Source organism: Okibacterium fritillariae (assembly GCF_052783725.1).
The window spans coordinates 1,955,485-1,973,937 of the sequence record NZ_CP199917.1; the positions used below are offsets into that span (position 1 = coordinate 1,955,485).

At 68.7% G+C, this 18,453-nt stretch carries 14 protein-coding genes; 4 read left to right on the forward strand and 10 right to left on the reverse strand.

Features of this window, described 5'->3' with window-relative positions:
* Positions 1 to 2: 2 nt before the first annotated feature.
* The 10 genes from ACUWEX_RS09060 to ACUWEX_RS09105 form a co-directional block, all read right to left on the reverse strand.
* On the reverse strand, positions 3 to 1,211 hold the full coding sequence (locus ACUWEX_RS09060) for a CaiB/BaiF CoA transferase family protein (RefSeq protein WP_445996019.1): 1,209 nt from the start codon (positions 1,209 to 1,211) through the stop codon (positions 3 to 5).
* Positions 1,208 to 3,403: an SUMF1/EgtB/PvdO family nonheme iron enzyme gene (locus tag ACUWEX_RS09065; RefSeq protein ID WP_445996020.1), complete on the reverse strand. Its 2,196-nt coding sequence runs from the start codon at positions 3,401 to 3,403 to the stop codon at positions 1,208 to 1,210. The genes ACUWEX_RS09060 and ACUWEX_RS09065 overlap by 4 nt, the downstream gene beginning before the upstream one ends.
* Positions 3,393 to 4,433: a ribokinase gene (locus tag ACUWEX_RS09070; RefSeq protein ID WP_079727781.1), complete on the reverse strand. Its 1,041-nt coding sequence runs from the start codon at positions 4,431 to 4,433 to the stop codon at positions 3,393 to 3,395. Before ACUWEX_RS09070 ends, ACUWEX_RS09065 begins: the two co-directional genes overlap by 11 nt.
* A 3-nt stretch (positions 4,434 to 4,436) precedes the next feature.
* Positions 4,437 to 5,855 carry an ADP-ribosylglycohydrolase family protein gene (locus tag ACUWEX_RS09075; protein WP_445996021.1) on the reverse strand — a complete coding sequence of 473 codons (1,419 nt, stop codon included), beginning with the start codon at positions 5,853 to 5,855 and terminating at the stop codon, positions 4,437 to 4,439.
* Complete coding sequence (locus ACUWEX_RS09080; protein WP_079727782.1) at positions 5,852 to 7,057, reverse strand: ADP-ribosylglycohydrolase family protein; 1,206 nt, start codon at positions 7,055 to 7,057, stop codon at positions 5,852 to 5,854. The genes ACUWEX_RS09075 and ACUWEX_RS09080 overlap by 4 nt, the downstream gene beginning before the upstream one ends.
* Before the next feature lie 118 nt (positions 7,058 to 7,175).
* A complete protein-coding gene (locus ACUWEX_RS09085) occupies positions 7,176 to 8,471 on the reverse strand; it encodes an ABC transporter substrate-binding protein (protein ID WP_079727783.1) in 1,296 nt (431 codons plus the stop codon).
* A 64-nt stretch (positions 8,472 to 8,535) separates the two neighbouring features.
* A complete protein-coding gene (locus tag ACUWEX_RS09090; RefSeq protein WP_445996022.1) occupies positions 8,536 to 9,471 on the reverse strand; it encodes a carbohydrate ABC transporter permease in 936 nt (311 codons plus the stop codon).
* On the reverse strand, positions 9,468 to 10,421 hold the full coding sequence (locus ACUWEX_RS09095; protein WP_077053032.1) for a carbohydrate ABC transporter permease: 954 nt from the start codon (positions 10,419 to 10,421) through the stop codon (positions 9,468 to 9,470). Before ACUWEX_RS09095 ends, ACUWEX_RS09090 begins: the two co-directional genes overlap by 4 nt.
* A complete protein-coding gene (locus ACUWEX_RS09100) occupies positions 10,418 to 11,473 on the reverse strand; it encodes a LacI family DNA-binding transcriptional regulator (protein ID WP_445996023.1) in 1,056 nt (351 codons plus the stop codon). Before ACUWEX_RS09100 ends, ACUWEX_RS09095 begins: the two co-directional genes overlap by 4 nt.
* A gap of 177 nt (positions 11,474 to 11,650) precedes the next feature.
* Complete coding sequence (locus tag ACUWEX_RS09105) at positions 11,651 to 12,688, reverse strand: LacI family DNA-binding transcriptional regulator (protein WP_445996024.1); 1,038 nt, start codon at positions 12,686 to 12,688, stop codon at positions 11,651 to 11,653.
* A 164-nt stretch (positions 12,689 to 12,852) separates the two neighbouring features.
* Here ACUWEX_RS09105 and ACUWEX_RS09110 point away from each other — a divergent pair, with 164 nt between their 5' ends.
* The 4 genes from ACUWEX_RS09110 to ACUWEX_RS09125 are packed head-to-tail and all read left to right on the forward strand — an operon-like array spanning position 12,853 to position 18,453.
* Positions 12,853 to 14,157 carry an ABC transporter substrate-binding protein gene (locus tag ACUWEX_RS09110; protein ID WP_445996025.1) on the forward strand — a complete coding sequence of 435 codons (1,305 nt, stop codon included), beginning with the start codon at positions 12,853 to 12,855 and terminating at the stop codon, positions 14,155 to 14,157.
* 8 nt (positions 14,158 to 14,165) lie between these two features.
* Positions 14,166 to 15,083 carry a carbohydrate ABC transporter permease gene (locus ACUWEX_RS09115; RefSeq protein ID WP_234991024.1) on the forward strand — a complete coding sequence of 306 codons (918 nt, stop codon included), beginning with the start codon at positions 14,166 to 14,168 and terminating at the stop codon, positions 15,081 to 15,083.
* Positions 15,083 to 15,901, forward strand: a complete 819-nt coding sequence (locus tag ACUWEX_RS09120) for a carbohydrate ABC transporter permease (protein WP_445996026.1) — start codon at positions 15,083 to 15,085, stop codon at positions 15,899 to 15,901. The genes ACUWEX_RS09115 and ACUWEX_RS09120 overlap by 1 nt, the downstream gene beginning before the upstream one ends.
* A 2-nt stretch (positions 15,902 to 15,903) precedes the next feature.
* Positions 15,904 to 18,453: a beta-xylosidase/alpha-l-arabinosidase gene (locus tag ACUWEX_RS09125; RefSeq protein ID WP_445996027.1), complete on the forward strand. Its 2,550-nt coding sequence runs from the start codon at positions 15,904 to 15,906 to the stop codon at positions 18,451 to 18,453.

Sequence of the window (18,453 nt, forward strand, 5' to 3'; positions counted from 1 at the left end):
GTTCATACGATTCCCCGTTCCCGCAGGGCGGCCAGCTGCTCGGGCGTCACGCCCACCTCTTCGAGCACGGCCGCGGTGTCGGCGCCGTGCGCGCGTCCCGTGAAGCGGATCTCCCCGGGTGTCTCGGACAGCCGGAACAGCACGTTCTGCATCTTCACCGGCCCGAGGTCGTCATCGTCGACCGTGCGGATGGTGCCGATGGCCTCGTATTGCGGGTCGGCCATCACCCCCGACACGTCGAGCACGCGCGCAACGGCCGCGTTGGCCTGCTCGAAACTCGTGACGACGTCATCGGTCGAGCGTTCGGCGATCCACGCCGAGACGGCCGCGTCGAGTTCGTCGGCGTGCTCGGCGCGGCTGTGCCCGGAGGCGAACCAGGGCTCGTCGACCACATCGGGGCGCCCGACGAGCGTCATCACGCGTTCGGCGATCGACTGCGAACTCGTCGACACGGCCACCCACTCGCCGTCGGCCGTGCGATAGACGTTGCGCGGAGCATTGTTGACCGATCGGTTGCCCGTGCGCGGCTGAACGCGGCCGAGCTGGTCGTAGGCCGTGATCTGGCCGCCGAGCAACATGAGGATCGGTTCGATGATGGCCATGTCGATGGCCTGGCCGGCGCCCGTGGCCTCGGCCTGGCGCAGGGCGACCATGATGGCGTAGGCCGTCGCGAGGGCCGCGATACCGTCGGCGAGACCGAACGGCGGCAACGTCGGCGGCCCGTCGGGCTCCCCCGTGAGTGCCGCGAAGCCGCTCATCGCCTCGGCGAGCGACCCGAACCCGGGGCGACCCGCATACGGGCCGATCTGCCCGAACGCCGTCACGCGCGCGATGACGAGCCGCGGGTTGGCGGCCAACAGCTGTTCGGGGCCGAGACCCCAGCGCTCGAGGGTTCCCGGCCGGAAGTTCTCGACCAGCACATCGGCGTCGCGCACGAGCTGCAAGAGGATGTCGGCGCCCTCGGCCTGGCCCAGGTTGAGCGTGAGGGTGCGCTTGTTGCGCCCGAGGGTCTTCCACCACAGGTTGATGCCGTCGCGCGCGGGGCCGTGGCCACGCGCCGCGTCGGGTTTGGTCGGATGCTCGACCTTGATCACATCGGCCCCGAAATCGCCGAGGAAGGTCGCCGCGAGCGGACCCGCGAACAGCGTCGAGATGTCGAGCACGCGCACATCGGCGAGGGGCAGCGGGCGCGACGATGAGGTCTGCGTCATCGGGTTCCTCCCTCGTCGTCCGCGTCGGCGGTGTCCCACGCCAGGCGGAATCCGATGTGGGGCGAGCGGTCGATTCCGAGTCCCGTCGCCAGGAACTTCAGGCTGAAGGCGGGCTCGCGCTCGCCGCCGTCGACATACCAATCCGAGCCCGGGGCCTCGTAATCCGAGCCACCCTTCAGCATGCTGAATCGCGTGATGCCGTCGGTGTGCTCGCTTTCCGTCCAGTTCCACACGAGCGGGCGGATGCGTTCGAAGCCGGGTTGTTCGGCCGCGACCTGCCACTCGAACTCGGTCGGCAGGCGCGCACCGGCCCAGGCGGCGTAGGCGCGGGCGTCGTCGAGCGAGACACCCGTCACCGCGACATCCGGATGACTGAAGCCCGACGCCGTGCCGATCAGGAATCGGTTCGACGAAGCCGGTTGATAGCCGGTCTCGGCGACGAAATGCGTGAACTCGGCGACGGTCACCTCGCGGTCGGCCACCGAAGCGGAGCCGAGCGTGACCTCGATGATCTCGTCGCGGTCATCGTGCAGGCGGGGCGCAAGCGGCTTCCACTCTTCGACGTAGGGGGCGCCCTGATAGGTGCCCGTCTCGCGACGGCGGTAGCGGAAGGGAAGCGCGTAGTCGCCGGCGGCCACGGGAACCACGCCGACGTGTGAGCCCGCGCCCGTGAACCGGGATCGCTCGGGCAGCGTGCGCCGAGCGGTGCGCGCCGGGAATGCCGACCAATCGGGCATGCTGTCCCGCACTTCGGCGGACCGGGCACGATCGTCGGCCGCCTCGGCCAGCAGCGCGGAAAGCTCGGCATGGCCAAGCTCGAACCGCGTGGACGCCGAAGCGGACGCGGACGCGGACGCATCGACACGGTCGCCGGATGTCGGGGCTGCGGCATCCATCATGACGAGCACGGCTGTCACGCCCCGCGCGGGCACCGACACCCGGGCGTCGTCAAGCTCGACCCCGGCGCACAGGTCGTAGGCGCGCGATCCGTCGGACGGGAGCCCATCCACCAGCGCCGCGACGGCCTCGCCCCGATAGTCGCTGTCGCCGCGGTTCACGAGCGTGAAGAGCGTCGTCGACCCGAGCCGGTAGGTGCTCGTGTACACACCCGCCGCGATGGCCGCGTCGGTGCCGCCCGCCAGCGGCTGCCAGTCACCGTGGCTGAAGACATCGGCGAACGCGCGCTGCACGCGCAGCATCGAGCGAAGGGTGGCCTTGTCGCGTTCGTTCCAGCCCACCCAGACGCCGAAGACGGTGTCCCACACGAGCATGCCCGTGCCATTCATCCAGGCCGATTGCAGTTCGGCCGAGTGGTCGCGGTTCCAGCGCCTCGTCGAGTGCATCATGTGCCGCTGCTCGAACAGGTGCGCGCGCATGACGCCCGGGGCGTCGCTGTCGGCAAACCACTGAGCCCAGCTCAGTTGGTGGTCGGCGATGCGCTCGTTGGGAACGCGCGACTCCCCCTCCAGAACCTGAGGCGGTGTGGCGAATCGCAGGGCCGTGACGAGCGAATCGTCGGCCTGTTTCAGCGTGTCGAGGAAGACGCCGTCGACGCCGAGCTCGCCCACGAGGGCCGCCAGCTCGGTCGGGTCGTCGCCGTCGGGCCGCCGCGTGCCGGTGTCCCACGGGTTGTAGTTGATGAAGACCCGGATGCCGTGCCGCTGGAACGCGCGCACGACATCGGCCATACCCGGAACATCGCGGTAGAAGTCGAACTGGTTGCGCTCATCGATGCCGATGACGGGGTAGGCATGCCACAGCACGACGCCGTCGAATCCGCCGTGGTCGGCCGTGCGCTCGAGGAACGCCTCGACCGTAAAGCGGGAGGTGGCGCGGTCGAAGAGGCGCTCGTCCCACAGCCACACGAGTGCGACGCTGTAGCAGCTGCTCGTCCAACGCTGGTCGGGGCGGTCATACGCCTCACCCGTGTAAGCGAGGCGGGCCCGCGCGTCGTCGCGCCAGGCGGCCAGGGCCTCGCGCCAGGCGGGCCAGTCGGCGGGGTCGCTCGGGGCGCTGAAGATCTTGGCGATATCGCCGACGGCGGGGTCGAGCGGCTCGCGACCGTCACCCGGCAGCGGCAGCTCGGTGGGGCGGTCGATGGGGCGCGGCACGAGCGGGTTGAGGCCGTTGGTGTGCGCTTCGTCGGGGTCGTGCACGGGCGCATCCGGCCGCACGGTCGTGTCAGAGTGCATCGTCGATCTCCTGGCGATTCGGGATGGAGGGCACGGCGCCCGAGCGCTGCACCGAGAGCGCGGCGGCGGCCGTGGCGAAGAGGGCGGCCCGTTCGAGGGCGTCGGCGTCGATGCGCGTCGAGCGCGCAGCTGCAGCGTCGTCGCCCAGCGCGCCATCGCCGGATGCCGCAACGCCCGATGCCGCGGCATCGGTCGGCGATACGTCGGTGCCAGTTCGGGTCGCGTCGAGCGCGGCGACGAATGCTCCACAGAAGGTGTCGCCCGCGCCCGTCGTGTCGGTTGCCGTGACCCGGCGACCGGCGATGTGCCGAGTGTTTTCAGCGCCCCGCTGCGCCACGACGACGCCGGCAGCCCCGATCGTCACGACGACGATGGGCACCAGTTCGGTGAGAGTCGAGGCGAGCTGGCGGTGGGCTTGCAGCGAGTCAGCGTCATCGGCAGCCGCCACGTCCATCCCCGCGAACCGGGCCAGGTCGGCCGCCTCGTGTTCGTTGACGATCAGGATGTCGAGGGCCTCGAGCACGGCCGACGGCAGGTCGAGAATCGGCGCGGCGTTCAGGACGACGGTGGTTCCGGCATCCCGAGCGATCTGGGCCGCCCGCTGCACGGTCTCGACCGGGGTCTCGAGCTGCATGAGCAACACGTCGGCGTCTCGGATGGCCTGTTCCTCACGTTCGTCGAGGTCGACGAGCAGCGCGTTGGCGCCCGAGTTCACGACGATGCTGTTCTCGGCACCGTCGTCCACGGTGATGAGCGCCGTGCCGGTCGGGGCGTCGACCGTGCGAATAAGGGTGTTCACACCATCCGCGTGCAGTTGGTCGGTGAGGGTCGAGGCGGCGGCGTCCGAACCGAGGGCGGCCACGAAGGTGACGGATGCTCCGGCTCGCGCTACGGCGATGACCTGGTTGTTGCCCTTGCCGCCGGGGTGTTCGGCGAAACCCGTGGCGAGCACGGTCTCTCCCGGGGCCGGGATCTTTTCGACGCGGTAGACGAGGTCGAGGTTGGCGCTTCCGAGAACGGTGACGGTCATGGGTCAAGCCTCCCGCACGAGCGCCAACGTGCGCGCGGCCAGGGCGTCGAAGGTCACGGCGTCGAAGCCCGGCACGCTCGTGGCGAGACGGTTGTGCAGCGGTTCGATCCAGGCGTCGGGCAAGTTCCGCGCTCCCGTGAGGGCGCTCGCGATCGACCCCGCCGTGGCGCCGACCGAATCGGTGTCCCAGCCGCCCGAGACGGCCGTCGTGATGGTGCGCGCGTAGTCGCCGTCGCCGCGCACGAGCGCGAATGCCAGCAGGGCCGAGTTGTTGACGGCGTGCACCCAGTGCAGGTCGCCGTAGTCGGCGTAGATGGCGTCGAGTGCGTCGTCGAGAGACAGGTCAGACGCGCCCAGCTCGACTCCTCGCCGAATGGCGGCCGCATAACGACTGTGGGCCGGCACGACGCCGAGGCCCGCGTCGATGACCTCCTGCACGCTCGACGCGACGAGCGCCGCCGAACAGCACGCCGCCGCGAACATCGCGCCGTAGACACCGTTGCGGGAGTGGCTGAGGCGCGCGTCGATGTAGGCGAGCCGCGCGGCTTCGCGGGCGTCACCGGGCGATACCCAGCCGTACACATCGGTGCGGATCTGCGCCCCGATCCAGTCCTGGAACGGGTTCGCCACGCGGCCGGCCTCGTCGGGCTCATAGCCGTCGAGCAGGTTGCGATAGACGATGCGCTCGGCCGTGAAGACGCGCCCGCCGGGCAGGTTGGCGAGCCACGACTGCGCCACATCGTCGGTCGTGAAGTCCCGGCCCAGGCGTTCGAGCAGGTCGAGCGCGATGAGCGGGAAGTTCAGGTCGTCGTCCTCGGGCATGCCGTCGATGTTCTCGACGAGGCTCGTGGGGCGGCTGCGGCGGTTCCAGGGGTAGCGGCGGGCGATCTCGTCGTCGAGGCCGCGTTCGGTGAAGTATCCCGCGATCGGCCAGTTGCCGGTCGATTCGGCGATGGCACGGATGCCCTCGCGCGGGATCTTCTCGACGGGTTTGCCCAGCAGGCATCCGGCGGCGCGACCGAGCCACGCGCCGTGCACGCGGTCGGTGAGGTCGGAGGAAGAGGAGGCCGAGGCCCCAACCGGGCCCGAAGCCGAAGCCGAAGCCGAAGCCGAAGCCGAAGCCGAAGCCGAAGCCGAAGCCGAAGCGATGATCTCCTCGAACCCGTCCGGCTCGTTCGCCGCGATCTCGGCCGACACCTCCCACGTGTCGATCTCGGCCAACATCTCGCGACCCAGCGCCCGCAGCTCGGCCAACGCACGCTCGGGCGTCGCCCCACTCACGGGCGCGACATCCGACCCGCCGGCCTCGAGCCAGCGCACGCGCGCCGCGGCCAGTGTCGCGGCATCTACACCGTCGATCTGGGCGGCCCGCAGCGCGTGCGGCACGAGGTCTTCGGGCTGGGTCCAGCTCAGGCGGATCACGCGTGCTCACGCTCCCGACGCGCCGGGTCGGCGGCAACCTCGGCGGCCAAAGCATGCACGGCACTCTGCTGCGCCTCGAACCGCGCACGGTCCTTCGCCCAGATCTCGCGAGCGATGCGGGCCATCCGCGGGCCCGTCGCCGTGATATCGATGGCGCTTCCCGCCGACACGCCCTCGACCCACTCGGTGGGCACGACGGATGCTCCGCCCAACGCCCCCGCGATCGACCCCGCCATAACGGCGATCGAGTCCGAGTCGCGGCCGTAGTTGATCGATCCGAGCACGCTGTCGCGGTAGTCCCCACCGGCGAGCACGAGCATACCGAGTGCGATGGGCAGCTCCTCGATCGACTTGGTGCGGCTGGGGATGCGGGCGTCGCGAGCCGGCGCCCGGTAGTTCGGTCCGACGGTGTCGTAGGGTTCGACGGCGCGTCGCAGCAACGCAAGCGAGGTGCGCCAGCCATCCGTCGCGAATCCGCCCGCATCCCCGAGCGCACCCGAAGCGGCGGTAACGACGGCATCGATGGCATCCCACGTGCCGTCCTTGGCCAGGCGCAAAGCCGTCTCGATGACGTCGTCGACGGTGGCGCCGGGACGCATGGCCTCGGCGACGCACGCCGCATAGACGCCCGCGGCCTCGCGGCCGTAGCTCGACTGGTGGGCGCCCGCGACGTCGATGGCCTCGGCGTAGGCGCCGTCGGGCGACCCCGCGTTGGCGATGCCGATGGGCGCCGCATACATGGTCGCACCACAGTTGACGATGTTGCCGACACCGGCCTCACGCGGGTCGATGTGACCGTAGTGGATGCGTGCGACGAGCCACTTCTCGGCCAGGAAGATGCGCTGCAGCAGAATGTTCTCGGCCTCGAGCTCGGGAATCCAGCGCTTCTCGCCGATCAGCAGCGGCACCAGGTGGTCGGCCACCGAGTAGGCGTCGAGGTGGGTGCGCACGGTGTCATAGACATCGACGAGCGCCGTGGTCATGAGGGTGTCGTCCGTGATGTGCCCGTCGCCCTTGTGATAGGGCGCGATGGGCCGGGCGTTCTTCCAGTCGGCGAGGAACGGCGGAACGATCCCCTCGATGAACCCGTCGTACCGCTCCTGGATGGCCTCGGGCGTGTTGCCCTCCGCCGCTCCCCCGAGCGCGTCTCCGACGGCTGCGCCCGCTAAGGCTCCGGTTGCTTTGTCCTCGAGCAGATCCATCTGCGTCGTCTCCTTGTTCGTGCGTTGAGTGTGTGGGGCCGGCCGGGCGGTCGGCGGGCCGGTGGGCGGCGGGGCGGATGCGTGGGCTGCAGGCATCCGCCCCGCCGACCGGGTGCGGCTAACCGCCGATCGCCGACCAGCCGTCGGTGAGCTGCTTCTTCAGCTCGTCGAGCGAGATCGAGTCGGAGAAGTACTGCTGCAGACCGGGAGTCGCGAACTGGTCCTTCCACTGCGGGTAGTTCGTGGCCTTCTGGAACGGAGCGCCCTTCAGGTCTTCGCCCGTGGCGAGCAGTTCCTTCCAGCCGGTCTGGTCGGCCGTCTGTTCGGCGACCTTGTCGCGCGCGTCAGAGGACGACGGGATGAGCCAGTCGCCCTGGGCGAGCGCGGCCTGGTTGTCGGCGTTCATGAAGTAGTTGATGAACTCGGCGGCCTGCTCGGGGTGCTTCGACTCCGCCGCGACCGACATGGTCTGCGGGTTGGCGGCCTGCACGGGTCCGTCGCTGCCGGCGAGGGGCGGCAGAACCGTCCAGTCGAAGCCCTCGGGCGCCGTCTCGGTGATCTGCTGGGCGAGGAAGTTGCCGCCGACATACATGGCGTACTTGCCGCCGAGGAAGCCGGGCAGCACGTCCGAGCCGGACTGCGTGAGGGTCACGGGGTCGAGCGAGGCGTCGTCATAGGCCATGGCGTGGATCTTCTCGGGCACGGCGAGTTCGTCGTCGCCCACCTCGATCTTCGCCGAGCCGTCGTCGGCCACGTCGAAGAAGGTGCCGTCATAGCCGAGCGCCGTGTTCATGATGGCGGCCGTCGGCTGCTTGAGGCCCCAGCCGACGCCGAACTTCCCGTCGGCCGTCAGCTCTTTCGAGACCTTCTGCAGGTCGTCCCACGTGAGCTCGTCGCCCGCGGGAACGTCGACGCCGGCATCCGCGAACGCCTGCTTGTTGGCGTAGACCACGTAGGTCTGCAAGAGGGTGGGGGCGGCGACGATCTTGCCGTCGGCCGTGGTCACGGTGCTCCACACGTCATCCGAGACCGACTTCTTCACGTCGTCGCTGAGGTAGGGCGTGAGATCGGCCAGGTAGCCCTGGTTGGCGAAACCGAGGATGTCGGAGGATTCGTCGTGGATGATGTCGGGCGCCGTTCCGCCCTGGAACTGCGTCACCAGCTGGTCGTGCACGTTGTCCCACGAACCCTGCGTGAGCTTCACCTGGATGTCGGGGTTGTCGGCGTTCCAGTCGTCAACGATCTTCTTCGTCGCGGCGACCGTGGAGTCCTGGTAGGCGAGGCTCTGGAAGGTCAGCGTGACGGGACCCTCCGATTCGCCGCCGCCGGTGCTGCCGCCGCCGGAGAAGGCGCAGCCGCCCAGCAGGCCGGCCAGCGCAAGGGCGCCGACGCCGAGCAAGGCTTGTTTTCTCATGGTGTTACTCCTTTGTCGTGGTTTCACTGCGTTGTGACACGGGTGGTGATGCGGGGTGAAGCGTTTAGCCCTTGACGGCGCCCGACAGCAGGCCCGAGGTGAGTCGGCGCTGGATGAGGGCGAAGAACACGAGGCTCGGGATGGTGGCGAGCAACGATGCCGCGGCGAGCTGGCCCAGCTGCACCTGCCCCTCGGCCCCCACGAACCGCGCGAGCGTGAGGGGCAGGGTCTGCAGGGCCGGGTCTTGGATGAGCACGAGCGCGAAGAAGAACTCGTTCCAGGCCGAAATGAAGGTGAAGAGGCTCGTGGCCACGAGCCCGGGGGCGAGCAGCGGCAGGACGATCGACACGAGCACACGGATGCGTGAGCCGCCATCCATCGCGCCGGCCTCTTCGAGCTCGACGGGGATGCCCGCGACGTAGCCCTGCAGCATCCAGAGCGCGAACGGCAGCGACCACACCGAGTAGACGAGGATCAACCCCAGCAGGTTGTTGATCAGGCCGATCTGCTTCAGCACGAGGAACAGCGGGATGATGATCAGGATGAAGGGGAACACCTGGCTGAGCAGGATCCACCCCGTCGCGATCGACCGCAGTTTGGTGCGGAACCGGGCCAGCGCATAGGCGGCCGGCAGCGAGATGAGCGTGACGATAACGGTCGTCGCGACCGCCACGATCAGGCTGTTGCCCGCCGCCTGCACGAGGTTCGCTTTGGCGATGGCCTGGATGAAGTTGTCGAAGTTGAGGCTCGTGGGCAGGAACGTCGGGTTGGGCGACTGCAGCTCGGCGGGCGTCTTGAACGCCGTGGTGAGCAGGAACAGCAGCGGAAAACCGAGGAAGACGATGTATCCGGCCAGCGCCACATATTGCAGCGGCCGGGTGACGCGGCGCTGCATCGGGCTCTGCGGGATGCCGGAGTCCTGGCTCTTGCGCCGGCGCGGCGTCTCGGGCGGCACCGTCTCCTGGCGGGCGGGCGTCGGGGTGACCGTGGCGTTGCTCATGACTGACGGCTCCTTGCCTGGCTGCGGAGATAGAGGAACAGGAACGCGGCGATGACGATCACCATCACGTTGCCCATGGCGGCGGCGTAGCCGAAGTTGCCGTAGCGGAACGCCTCGTTATAGGCGAAGAGCATGGGCAGCATCGTTTGACCCCCCGGCCCGCCGGCCGTCAAGACGTAGACGAGGGCGAAGGAGTTGAAGTTCCAGATCAGGTCGAGCGTCGTGATGGCGACGATGATGGGTCGCAGCGCCGGCAGGGTGACGTGCCAGAACCGTTGCCACGTGCTCGCGCCGTCGATGGCGGCGGCCTCGTGCAGCTCGCTCGGCACGTTCTGCAGTCCGGCGAGCAGCGTGATGGTGGTCTGCGGCATGCCGGCCCAGACGCCCACCACGATGACGGCGGGCAGGGCTGTTGAGAAGTCGCCGAGCCAGTTGATGTCACCGGGAAGACCGAGCGCGCGCATCCCGCCGTTGATGGGGCCGTAGGTGGGGTTCAGCATGAGGCGCCACATGATGGCGATGATCACGGGCGGCATGGCCCACGGCACGAGCGCGAGCGTGCGAGCGAGCCAGCGCATCTTCAGGTTGAGGTTCAGCAGCAGCGCCAGCCCGAGGGAGGCGAAGAACTGCAGGATGGTCACGCCGAAGGCCCAGATCAGGCCGATGCGGAACGAGTTCCAGAACAGCTCGTTGGTGGCCAGCCGGGTGTAGTTGTCGACGCCGTTGAACGACACGACCTGTCCGAGTCCGGCCTTCGCGTCGGTGAAACCGAGCAGGATTCCCTGGACGAGCGGGTACACGCTGAACAGCACGACCGGGATCAGTGCCGGCAGCACGAGCAGCCAGGCGTCGCGGCGGGATCCGTTCACCGGAGAGCCGCCGGAGGACCGGCGACGTTTCTGGGGAGCGGAAGCCTCGGCGACAGTGGCGGGGCTTACCGTTGAGGTCATAGCAAGGGTTCCCTCTTCTGGTTTCGGGTGGTTTCGGGGAGCACGGGGGCGGATGTCGATTCCCTGATCGTGAGCGTGGGTTGGATCACTTCGCGCCGCACGGGCGCGTCGGGGTCGGCCAGGCGGCGCAGCAGCAGCTTGGCGGCTGTCTTGGCACGCTTGACCGAGCCGAGGTTGACGCTGGTGATCGAGGGGTTGGCGAGCTCGGCCAGGTCGGTGTCGTCCATTCCCACGAGCGCGATGTCTTCGGGGACCCGCAGGCCTCGAGCCGTGATGACCTTGATCGCCGCGATGGCGAGCAGGTCGTTGGCGCACACGATGGCGTCGGGCGTCGAGCGGTCGAGCAGTTTGGTGACGGCCTTGAGGCCCGCCTTGTAGGTGAAGTCGCGTGCGTTGATCTGGGCGTCGGCGTTGTGCGGCAGGCCCTGTTCGTCGAGCGCGCGCAGGTAGCCGCCGAGTCGCGCGGCACCCGGCACGGTGTCGACGGGGCCGTTGACGAAAGCGATGCGCTGCCGGCCCTGCTCGACGAGGTGCTCCACCGCGAGGCCCACGCCCCGCACCGAGTCGGCGCGCACGTTGTCGATCTCGACGTCGGCGGGCAGCGAACCGATCACGACGATGGGCAGGCGGCTGGCCTGGATGCGGGCGACCAGTTCGTCGGTGACTTTCAGCGGGCTCATGACGAGGCCGTCGGCGAACCCGCGGTTGAGGTTCGTGAGCAGGTCGATCTGGTCACCCGGCTCGCTACCCGTCGAGGAGAGGATGAGGCGGTAGCCGGCCTTCGTGACGACGCGCGAGATCTCGTGCATCATCGCGACGTAGACGGGGTTTCCGGCATCCGCAACAGCGAGGGCGATCTGCTGCGTCTTGCCGGCCTTGAGCGATCTCGCCGTGGCGTCGGGCACGTAGCCGAGCTCGTCGGCGGCCCGCTGCACGCGCTCGACGATGGCGTCGGAGGCGGGCAGCCCGTTCATGACGCGGCTGACCGAGGCGATCGAGACGCCGGCGCGCTCGGCGACGAGCACGAGCGTGGACTTCTTCGTCGCGGACATGGCATCCCTTTACGTCATCGGAGGGTTTCGCAGAGCGTGTAAACGTTTACGAGAACGTTTACAGCGACTATACGAGGGGATGTCGGGGCAGCGCAAGCGTTTCGCCCAGGCGTTCGGAAAACCGCCCGATTCACCCGCAGGATTGGCGCGCGGGACGAGCCGAGAATGCGCGATTACTCAGTGCCCTGACAGCGGCGCCGTCGAGTCGCGCACGACGAGATGCGTCGCGAGATCGATGCGCGTATCCCCCGCCGCCTCGGCAGCGGCCACATCACGCAGCCGCAGCACGAGACGCGCCGTCTCCTCGGCCATGCGCTGCAGCGGCTGGTGCACGGTCGTGAGGCGGGGGCTGGCCCAGCGCGCGACGGGAACGTCGTCGTAGCCGACGACCGAGAGGTCATCGGGAACCTTGAGCCCGAGCATCCGTGCCGCATCGAAGACGCCGAGCGCCTGCAGGTCGCTGCCCGCGAAGATCGCCGTGGGGCGACGGTCGACCGGAACGTCGAGGATCTCGAGGGCGCGTTCGCGACCGCCATCCACGTGGAAGTCGCCGAAACGCACGAGCGATTCGTCGACGGGCAGGCCCGCCTGGCTGAGCGCCGATCGGAACCCGTCGAGCCGGGCGAGCGAGCACATCATGTCTTCGGGGCCCGTGATGGCGGCGATGCGCGTGTGGCCGAGCTCGATGAGGTGCCGCGTGGCCATGACCCCGCCCGACCAGTTAGCGCTGCCCACCGACGGCACGCCGGGTGACGGGTCGCCGGCCGGATCGATGATGGCGAAGGGGATGGCTCGCGACCGCAACTGTTCGCGGTGCTCCTCGGCCAGATCGGAGAAGACGAGCACGACCCCGGCCGGCCGGCGGCGCAGAACTCCCGAGATCCACTCGGGACCGGGTGCGTGGCGGCTGCCCGATTCGGTCACGACGACGCTCATGCCGTTCTCGCGGGCGACGCGTTCGACACCCTTGATGATCTCCATCGACCAGGCGCTCTCGAGCTCGTGGAAGACCACCTCGAGCAGCGTCGCGTCGCGGTTGTCTCCCCCGCGGCGTCGATACCCGTTCGACTCGAGGATCTGCTCGACGCGCGTGCGCGTGCGGGCCGCGACATCCGATCGGCCGTTCAGCACCTTCGAGATGGTGGAGAGCGAAACGCCCGCTTCGACCGCGAGTTCGGCCAGGGTGACGCGCGGTTCGGTGCTGTCGATGGTCATGGTGGGATCGTATCCGCCGTTCCGGCTCGGGCCGTGGAGTTTTGTCGGGCTTCGTGACACATCCGTGATTTGTTGGTGTTGACCCCAAATAGCCGAACACGTATGCTCAGGTCATCCTAACCACTTTCGATAATGAAATCGAAACTTTCGAGGAGCGTTCAAAGATGAACAAGAGCACATCCCGCGTCACCCGCTTTCTTGCAGGGGGTGTCGCCCTCGCCGTCGGTCTGACCTTGAGCGGATGCGCGTCCGGCGGCTCCGGCGGATCCGACCGACCCGAGAACGAGATCCACGTCGCCGTCTATGGCGACTCGGGCAACACCGTCGAGCAGCAGCTCGTCGACACGTTCAACAAGACCAGCGACGTCAAGATCGTGCTCGACACGATCCCCGGCGCCGACTACCAGCAGAAGCTTCAGACCATCATCGGCACGTCCAACGCGCCCGACATCTTCTTCAACTGGGGCGGCGGCAGCATCTCCGACTTCGTCGAGAGCGACCTGCTCCTCCCCCTCGACGACTTCATCGAGGAAGACCCGGGCCTGAAGGACAACTTCCTGCCCTCGGTCTTCAACACCGCGGTCATCGACGGCAAGTCCTACGGCATCCCGATGCGCGGCACGCAGCCCGTCATGCTGTTCAACAACAAGCAGGTGCTCGCCGACAACGGCATCACGGCCCCCGCTACGTGGGATGAATTGCTCGAGGCCGTCGAGAAGCTCAAGGCCGCCGGCATCACGCCCATCGCCCTCGGCGGTGCCGACCAGTGGACCACGCTCATGTGGTTCGAGTACGTCTACGACCGCGTGGCCGGGCCCGAGCTGTTCGAGAAGGCCCTCGCGGGCGACCCGAAGGTGTGGGAGTCGGCCGCCAGCAAGAAGTCGCTCGGCATGCTGAAGGACCTCATCGACGCGGGCGCGTTCGGTACCAACTACGACTCGGTGAAGTTCACCGACGGCGGCTCGCCCACGCTCCTGCGCACCGGGAAGGCCGCCTTCGAGCTCATGGGCTCGTGGGAGTACGCCACGCAGCAGGACGTCGACCCGACGTTCGCCGAGACCAACCTGGGTTACACCGAGTTCCCCGCCATCGAGGGCGGCAAGGGCGACGCCAAGAACCTCGTCGGCAACACGAACAACTTCTACTCGGTGCTGAAGGCCACGCGCTACCCCGACACGGCGCGCGACTTCTTGAAGCTCATGTACTCCGACGAGTTCGTCGAGGCGCAGCTCGGCATCGGCAACCTGCCCACGACGACCAACACGCCCGAGTTCTTCCAGGATGCCGCGAGCCCCGACTACGCCGCCTACCAATTCGGTCTCGTCGAAGCCGCCCCCTCGTTCCAGCTCTCGTGGGACCAGGCCTACCCGCCGTCGGCGATCACGCCCATCCACCAGGCCGTCGCGCAGTTCTTCAGCGGACAGATCGACGAGGCCGGCTTCATCCAGGCCATGCAGGCTCTGAAGTAAGGACCACCGTGACAACGCTTGCTCCCCGCAGGCGCTCCACGAACCGGGGCGGCCCCTCTGTCGGCCGCCCCGGTGCCGTGTGGGCTCTGCCTGCCACCCTCTTCTTCGGGCTCTTCGCGCTCGTTCCCCTCGTCATGGTCGTCGTGCTGTCGTTCACGCAGTGGTCGGGCATCGGCAGCCCGCGCTTCGTGGGGCTCGAGAACTGGACCGACCTCGCCTCCGACCCGGTCATGATGAAAAGCCTCTGGTTGAGCGTGCTGCTCGTCGTCCTGGGGGTCGTCACGCAGACCCCGCTCAGCATCCTGCTCGGCGTGTGGGCCGCGGGGCACCAAAAGAACCGGGCCGTGCTGTCGGCCATCTACTTCGTGCCCCTGCTGCTCTCGGCGGCGGCCATTTCGGTGCTGTGGCGGGCGCTGCTCGACCCGAACTTCGGCATCCCGGGCCAGCTGCCCTGGCTCTTCGGCGACGGCAACCTGCTCGGCAACCAGGCCGGCGCCATAGCCGTGCTCACGTTCGTGGGCATGTGGCAGTTCACGCCGTTCCACACGCTCATCTATCAGGGTGCCGCGCGGGCCATTCCGCAGGTGCTCTATCAGGCAGCGCAGATCGACGGCGCGTCCACGGTGCGGCAGTTCTTCAGCATCACGTTGCCGCAGCTGAAGAACAGCGTCATCACCTCCATGATCCTCATGGTCGTGGGCGGCCTGACCACGTTCGACACTGTGCTCATCCTGACCAACGGCGGCCCGGGCACCGATACGACCATCACGGCGTTCTACATGTACCAGCAGGCGTTCCGCAGCTTCGATTTCGGCACCGGTAGCGCCATCGCCGTGGTGCTCGTCGTCGTCGCGACCGCCATCTCGCTTCTCGTCGTGCGGCTCTCGGGCTACGACAAGATGCAGAGCGAGCAAGAAGGAATCTGATGAAACCTCGTCCCAATTATCTGGCCGGGTTCGGATCGATCGTCTGGTTGCTCGTCGTCATCCTGCCCCTCTACGTGCTCGTGTCGGCATCGTTCCAGACGCGGCAGGGGTATGGCACCGACGGGCCGCTCGCGGTGCCGACGACCTTCACGTTCGAGAACTACGCCAACGCCATCTCCTCCGGTTTCGGGCTCTACTTCATCAACACCGTCATCGTCACCGTGGCGGTCGTGCTCATCGTCGTCGTGCTGGTCGCGCCGCTCAGCTACGCCATCGTGCGCAGCCGCGGGCGGTTCGCCACGGGGGTCTTCCGGCTCTTCCTGCTGGGGCTCGCAGTGCCGTCGTCGGCCGTGATCGTCCCGATCTTCTACCTGATCAACGTGGTCGGCCTCTACGACAACCTGTTGGGCATCATCCTGCCCACCGCAGCGTTCGCGCTGCCCGTGTCGACGCTCATCCTGTCGGGCACGATGCGCGATATCTCACCCGAGCTCTATGAGGCCATGGCCATGGATGGCGCCACCCCCGTTCGCACGTTCTTCCGGCTCGTGCTGCCCCTGTCGAAGTCGGGCATCTCGACCATCGTCGTGTTCGCCGCGCTGCAGGCCTGGAACGGCTTCCTGTTCCCCCTCATCCTCACCCAGTCCGACAGCACCCGTGTGGTGACGCTCGGCCTCTTCAACTTCCAGTCGCAGTACGGCGTCAACGTTCCGGGGCTGCTCGCCGCCGTCATGTTGTCGATGATTCCCGTGCTGCTCGTCTATCTCTTCGCTCGCCGGGCCCTCGTGCAGGGCCTCATGGGCATGGGAGGAAAATAACCATGACCGTTCACGATGACACCCGGGCCGGCCGGGGTTCCGCCGAGAGTGCCGCCGACAGTGCCACCAACAGTGCCGCCGAGAGCGCCGCCGAGACGGTGGATGACTCGAGCCTGCCGCCCTGGAACGACCCGGCGCTGCCCGCATCCCACCGCGTCTCTGCCCTGATCGCCGCGATGACGCTCGAGGAGAAGATCGCCCAGCTCTATGGCGTGTGGGTCGGTGCCTCGAACGACGGCGGCGAGGTGGCCCCGCACCAGCACGACATGGACGACCACATCGACCTCGACGCGCTGCTCCCCCACGGCCTCGGCCAACTGACCCGGCCCTTCGGCAGCGCGCCCGTCGACGCCGCCGTCGGAGCGCGGTCGTTGCAACGCACGCAGGAGCGCATCGTGCGCTCGAACCGCTTCGGCATCCCCGCCGTCGCGCACGAGGAATGCCTGGCGGGTTTCGCCGCCTGGGGTGCGACGGCCTACCCCGTGCCGTTGTCGTGGGGTGCGACCTTCGACCCCGAGCTCATCGAGCGCCTGGCGGGTCACATCGGCCGCGACCTGCGCTCGGTGGGTGTGCACCAGGGGCTCGCGCCCGTGCTCGACGTGGTGCGCGACCCGCGCTGGGGCCGCGTCGAGGAGACGATCGGCGAGGACCCGTACCTCGTCGGCACCGTGGCGTCGGCGTATGTGCGCGGGCTCGAAGGCGCGGGCATCGTCGCGACGCTGAAGCATTTCGTCGGATACTCGGCGTCCAAGGCCGGGCGCAACCTCGCGCCCGTGTCGGTGGGGTCGCGCGAGCTGGCCGATGTGCTGCTGCCGCCGTTCGAGATGGCCGTGCGCGGGGCCGGCGTGCGATCGGTCATGCACGCCTACACCGATATCGACGGCGTGCCGTCGGCCGCCGATGCGTCGCTTCTCACGGGACTGCTGCGCGACACGTGGGGTTTCGAGGGCACCGTCGTCGCCGACTACTTCGGCATCGCGTTCCTGCGGCTGCTGCACGGGGTCGCCGAGACGTGGGCGGATGCGGCGGGCGCGGCACTGGCGGCGGGCGTCGACGTCGAGCTGCCGACCGTCAAGACCTTCGGGGCGCCGCTCGTCGAGGCCGTGCGGAGCGGTTCGGTGGACGAGGCGCTCGTCGACCGCGCGCTCGAGCGGGTTCTGCGGCAAAAGCTCGAGCTGGGGTTGCTCGATGCGGGCTGGTCGGCGGTGCCGAGTGCGCTGCGGACGAGCGACGACTCGCCGCGGGCCACGAGCACCGATGCGCACTCCGCGGCCGGGACGCGGGAAGCGGGAACCGTGGATCTCGATCCTCCTGAGAACCGCGCCCTGGCCCGCGAGATCGCCGAGCGCGCGATCGTCCTGGTGAAGAACGACGGCATTCTCCCGCTGGCGTCGGCACGGCGCATCGCCGTCCTCGGACCCAACGCTGACGAGCCGCTCGCGGTTCTCGGCTGCTACAGCTTCCCCGCCCACGTGGGGGTGCAGCATCCCGAGCTGCCCGTCGGCATTGCCCTGCCCACCCTCGTCGATGCCCTCGGGGACGAGTTCCCCGAGGCCGAACTCGTCGTCGTGAGCGGCACGGGCGTCGACGACTTCGATCGATCGGAGTTCGACCGTGCGGCCGAGGCGGCCCGTTCGGCGGATGTCGTCCTCCTCGCGCTCGGCGACCGCGCCGGTCTCTTCGGCCGGGGCACGAGCGGCGAGGGCTGCGACGCCGAGTCGCTGCGACTGCCGGGCGCTCAGCAGGATCTGCTGGACCTGGCGCTCGCGTCGGGCACCCCCGTCGTCGTCACGTTGCTCGCGGGTCGGCCGTATGCGCTCGGAGCCGCGGTCGACGAGGCGGCGGCGATCGTGCAGACGTTCTTCCCCGGCGAAGAGGGTACCGGGGCCCTCGCCGGGGTGCTGAGCGGACGGGTGAACCCGTCGGGGAGGCTGCCGGTGAGCGTTCCGCGCAGCCCGGGTGCTCAGCCATCCACCTATCTGGCGGCGACGCTGGCCGGGCCCACCGAGGTCTCGAACATCGACCCGACGGCCGCATACCCGTTCGGGCACGGGTTGTCTTACAGCGCGTTCGAATGGTCGAACGTCGAGGTCGGGGTCGGGGTCGGTGCGTCGGCGAGCACATCCGTCCCGACCGACGGCACGATCAGGCTGAGCGTCGAGGTGCGCAACGTCTCGGAGCGGCCCGGCACCGACGTCGTCCAGGTCTACCTGCACGATCCGGTCGCCGATGTCGTGCGGCCCGTGCAACGCCTCATCGCGTTCGCCCGCGTCGAGCTGGATGCCGGGGCCACGGCGCGCGTCCATGTCGACCTCCCCGCCGACCTCACGTCGTTCACGGGTCGCGACGGCCAACGCATCGTCGACACGGGCGACCTCGTGATCGGTTTCGGACACTCGAGCGGGGACATCCCGCTGACCGTTCCCGTGCGCCTCACGGGTGAGCGACGCGTCGTCGACCACACGCGCGCGCTGCATGCCGACATCCGCGTCGCCCCCGCGGCTGTGGCGGTGTCTGCGCCTACACCTGCGCCCGAGCCCGACGCCGGCTGA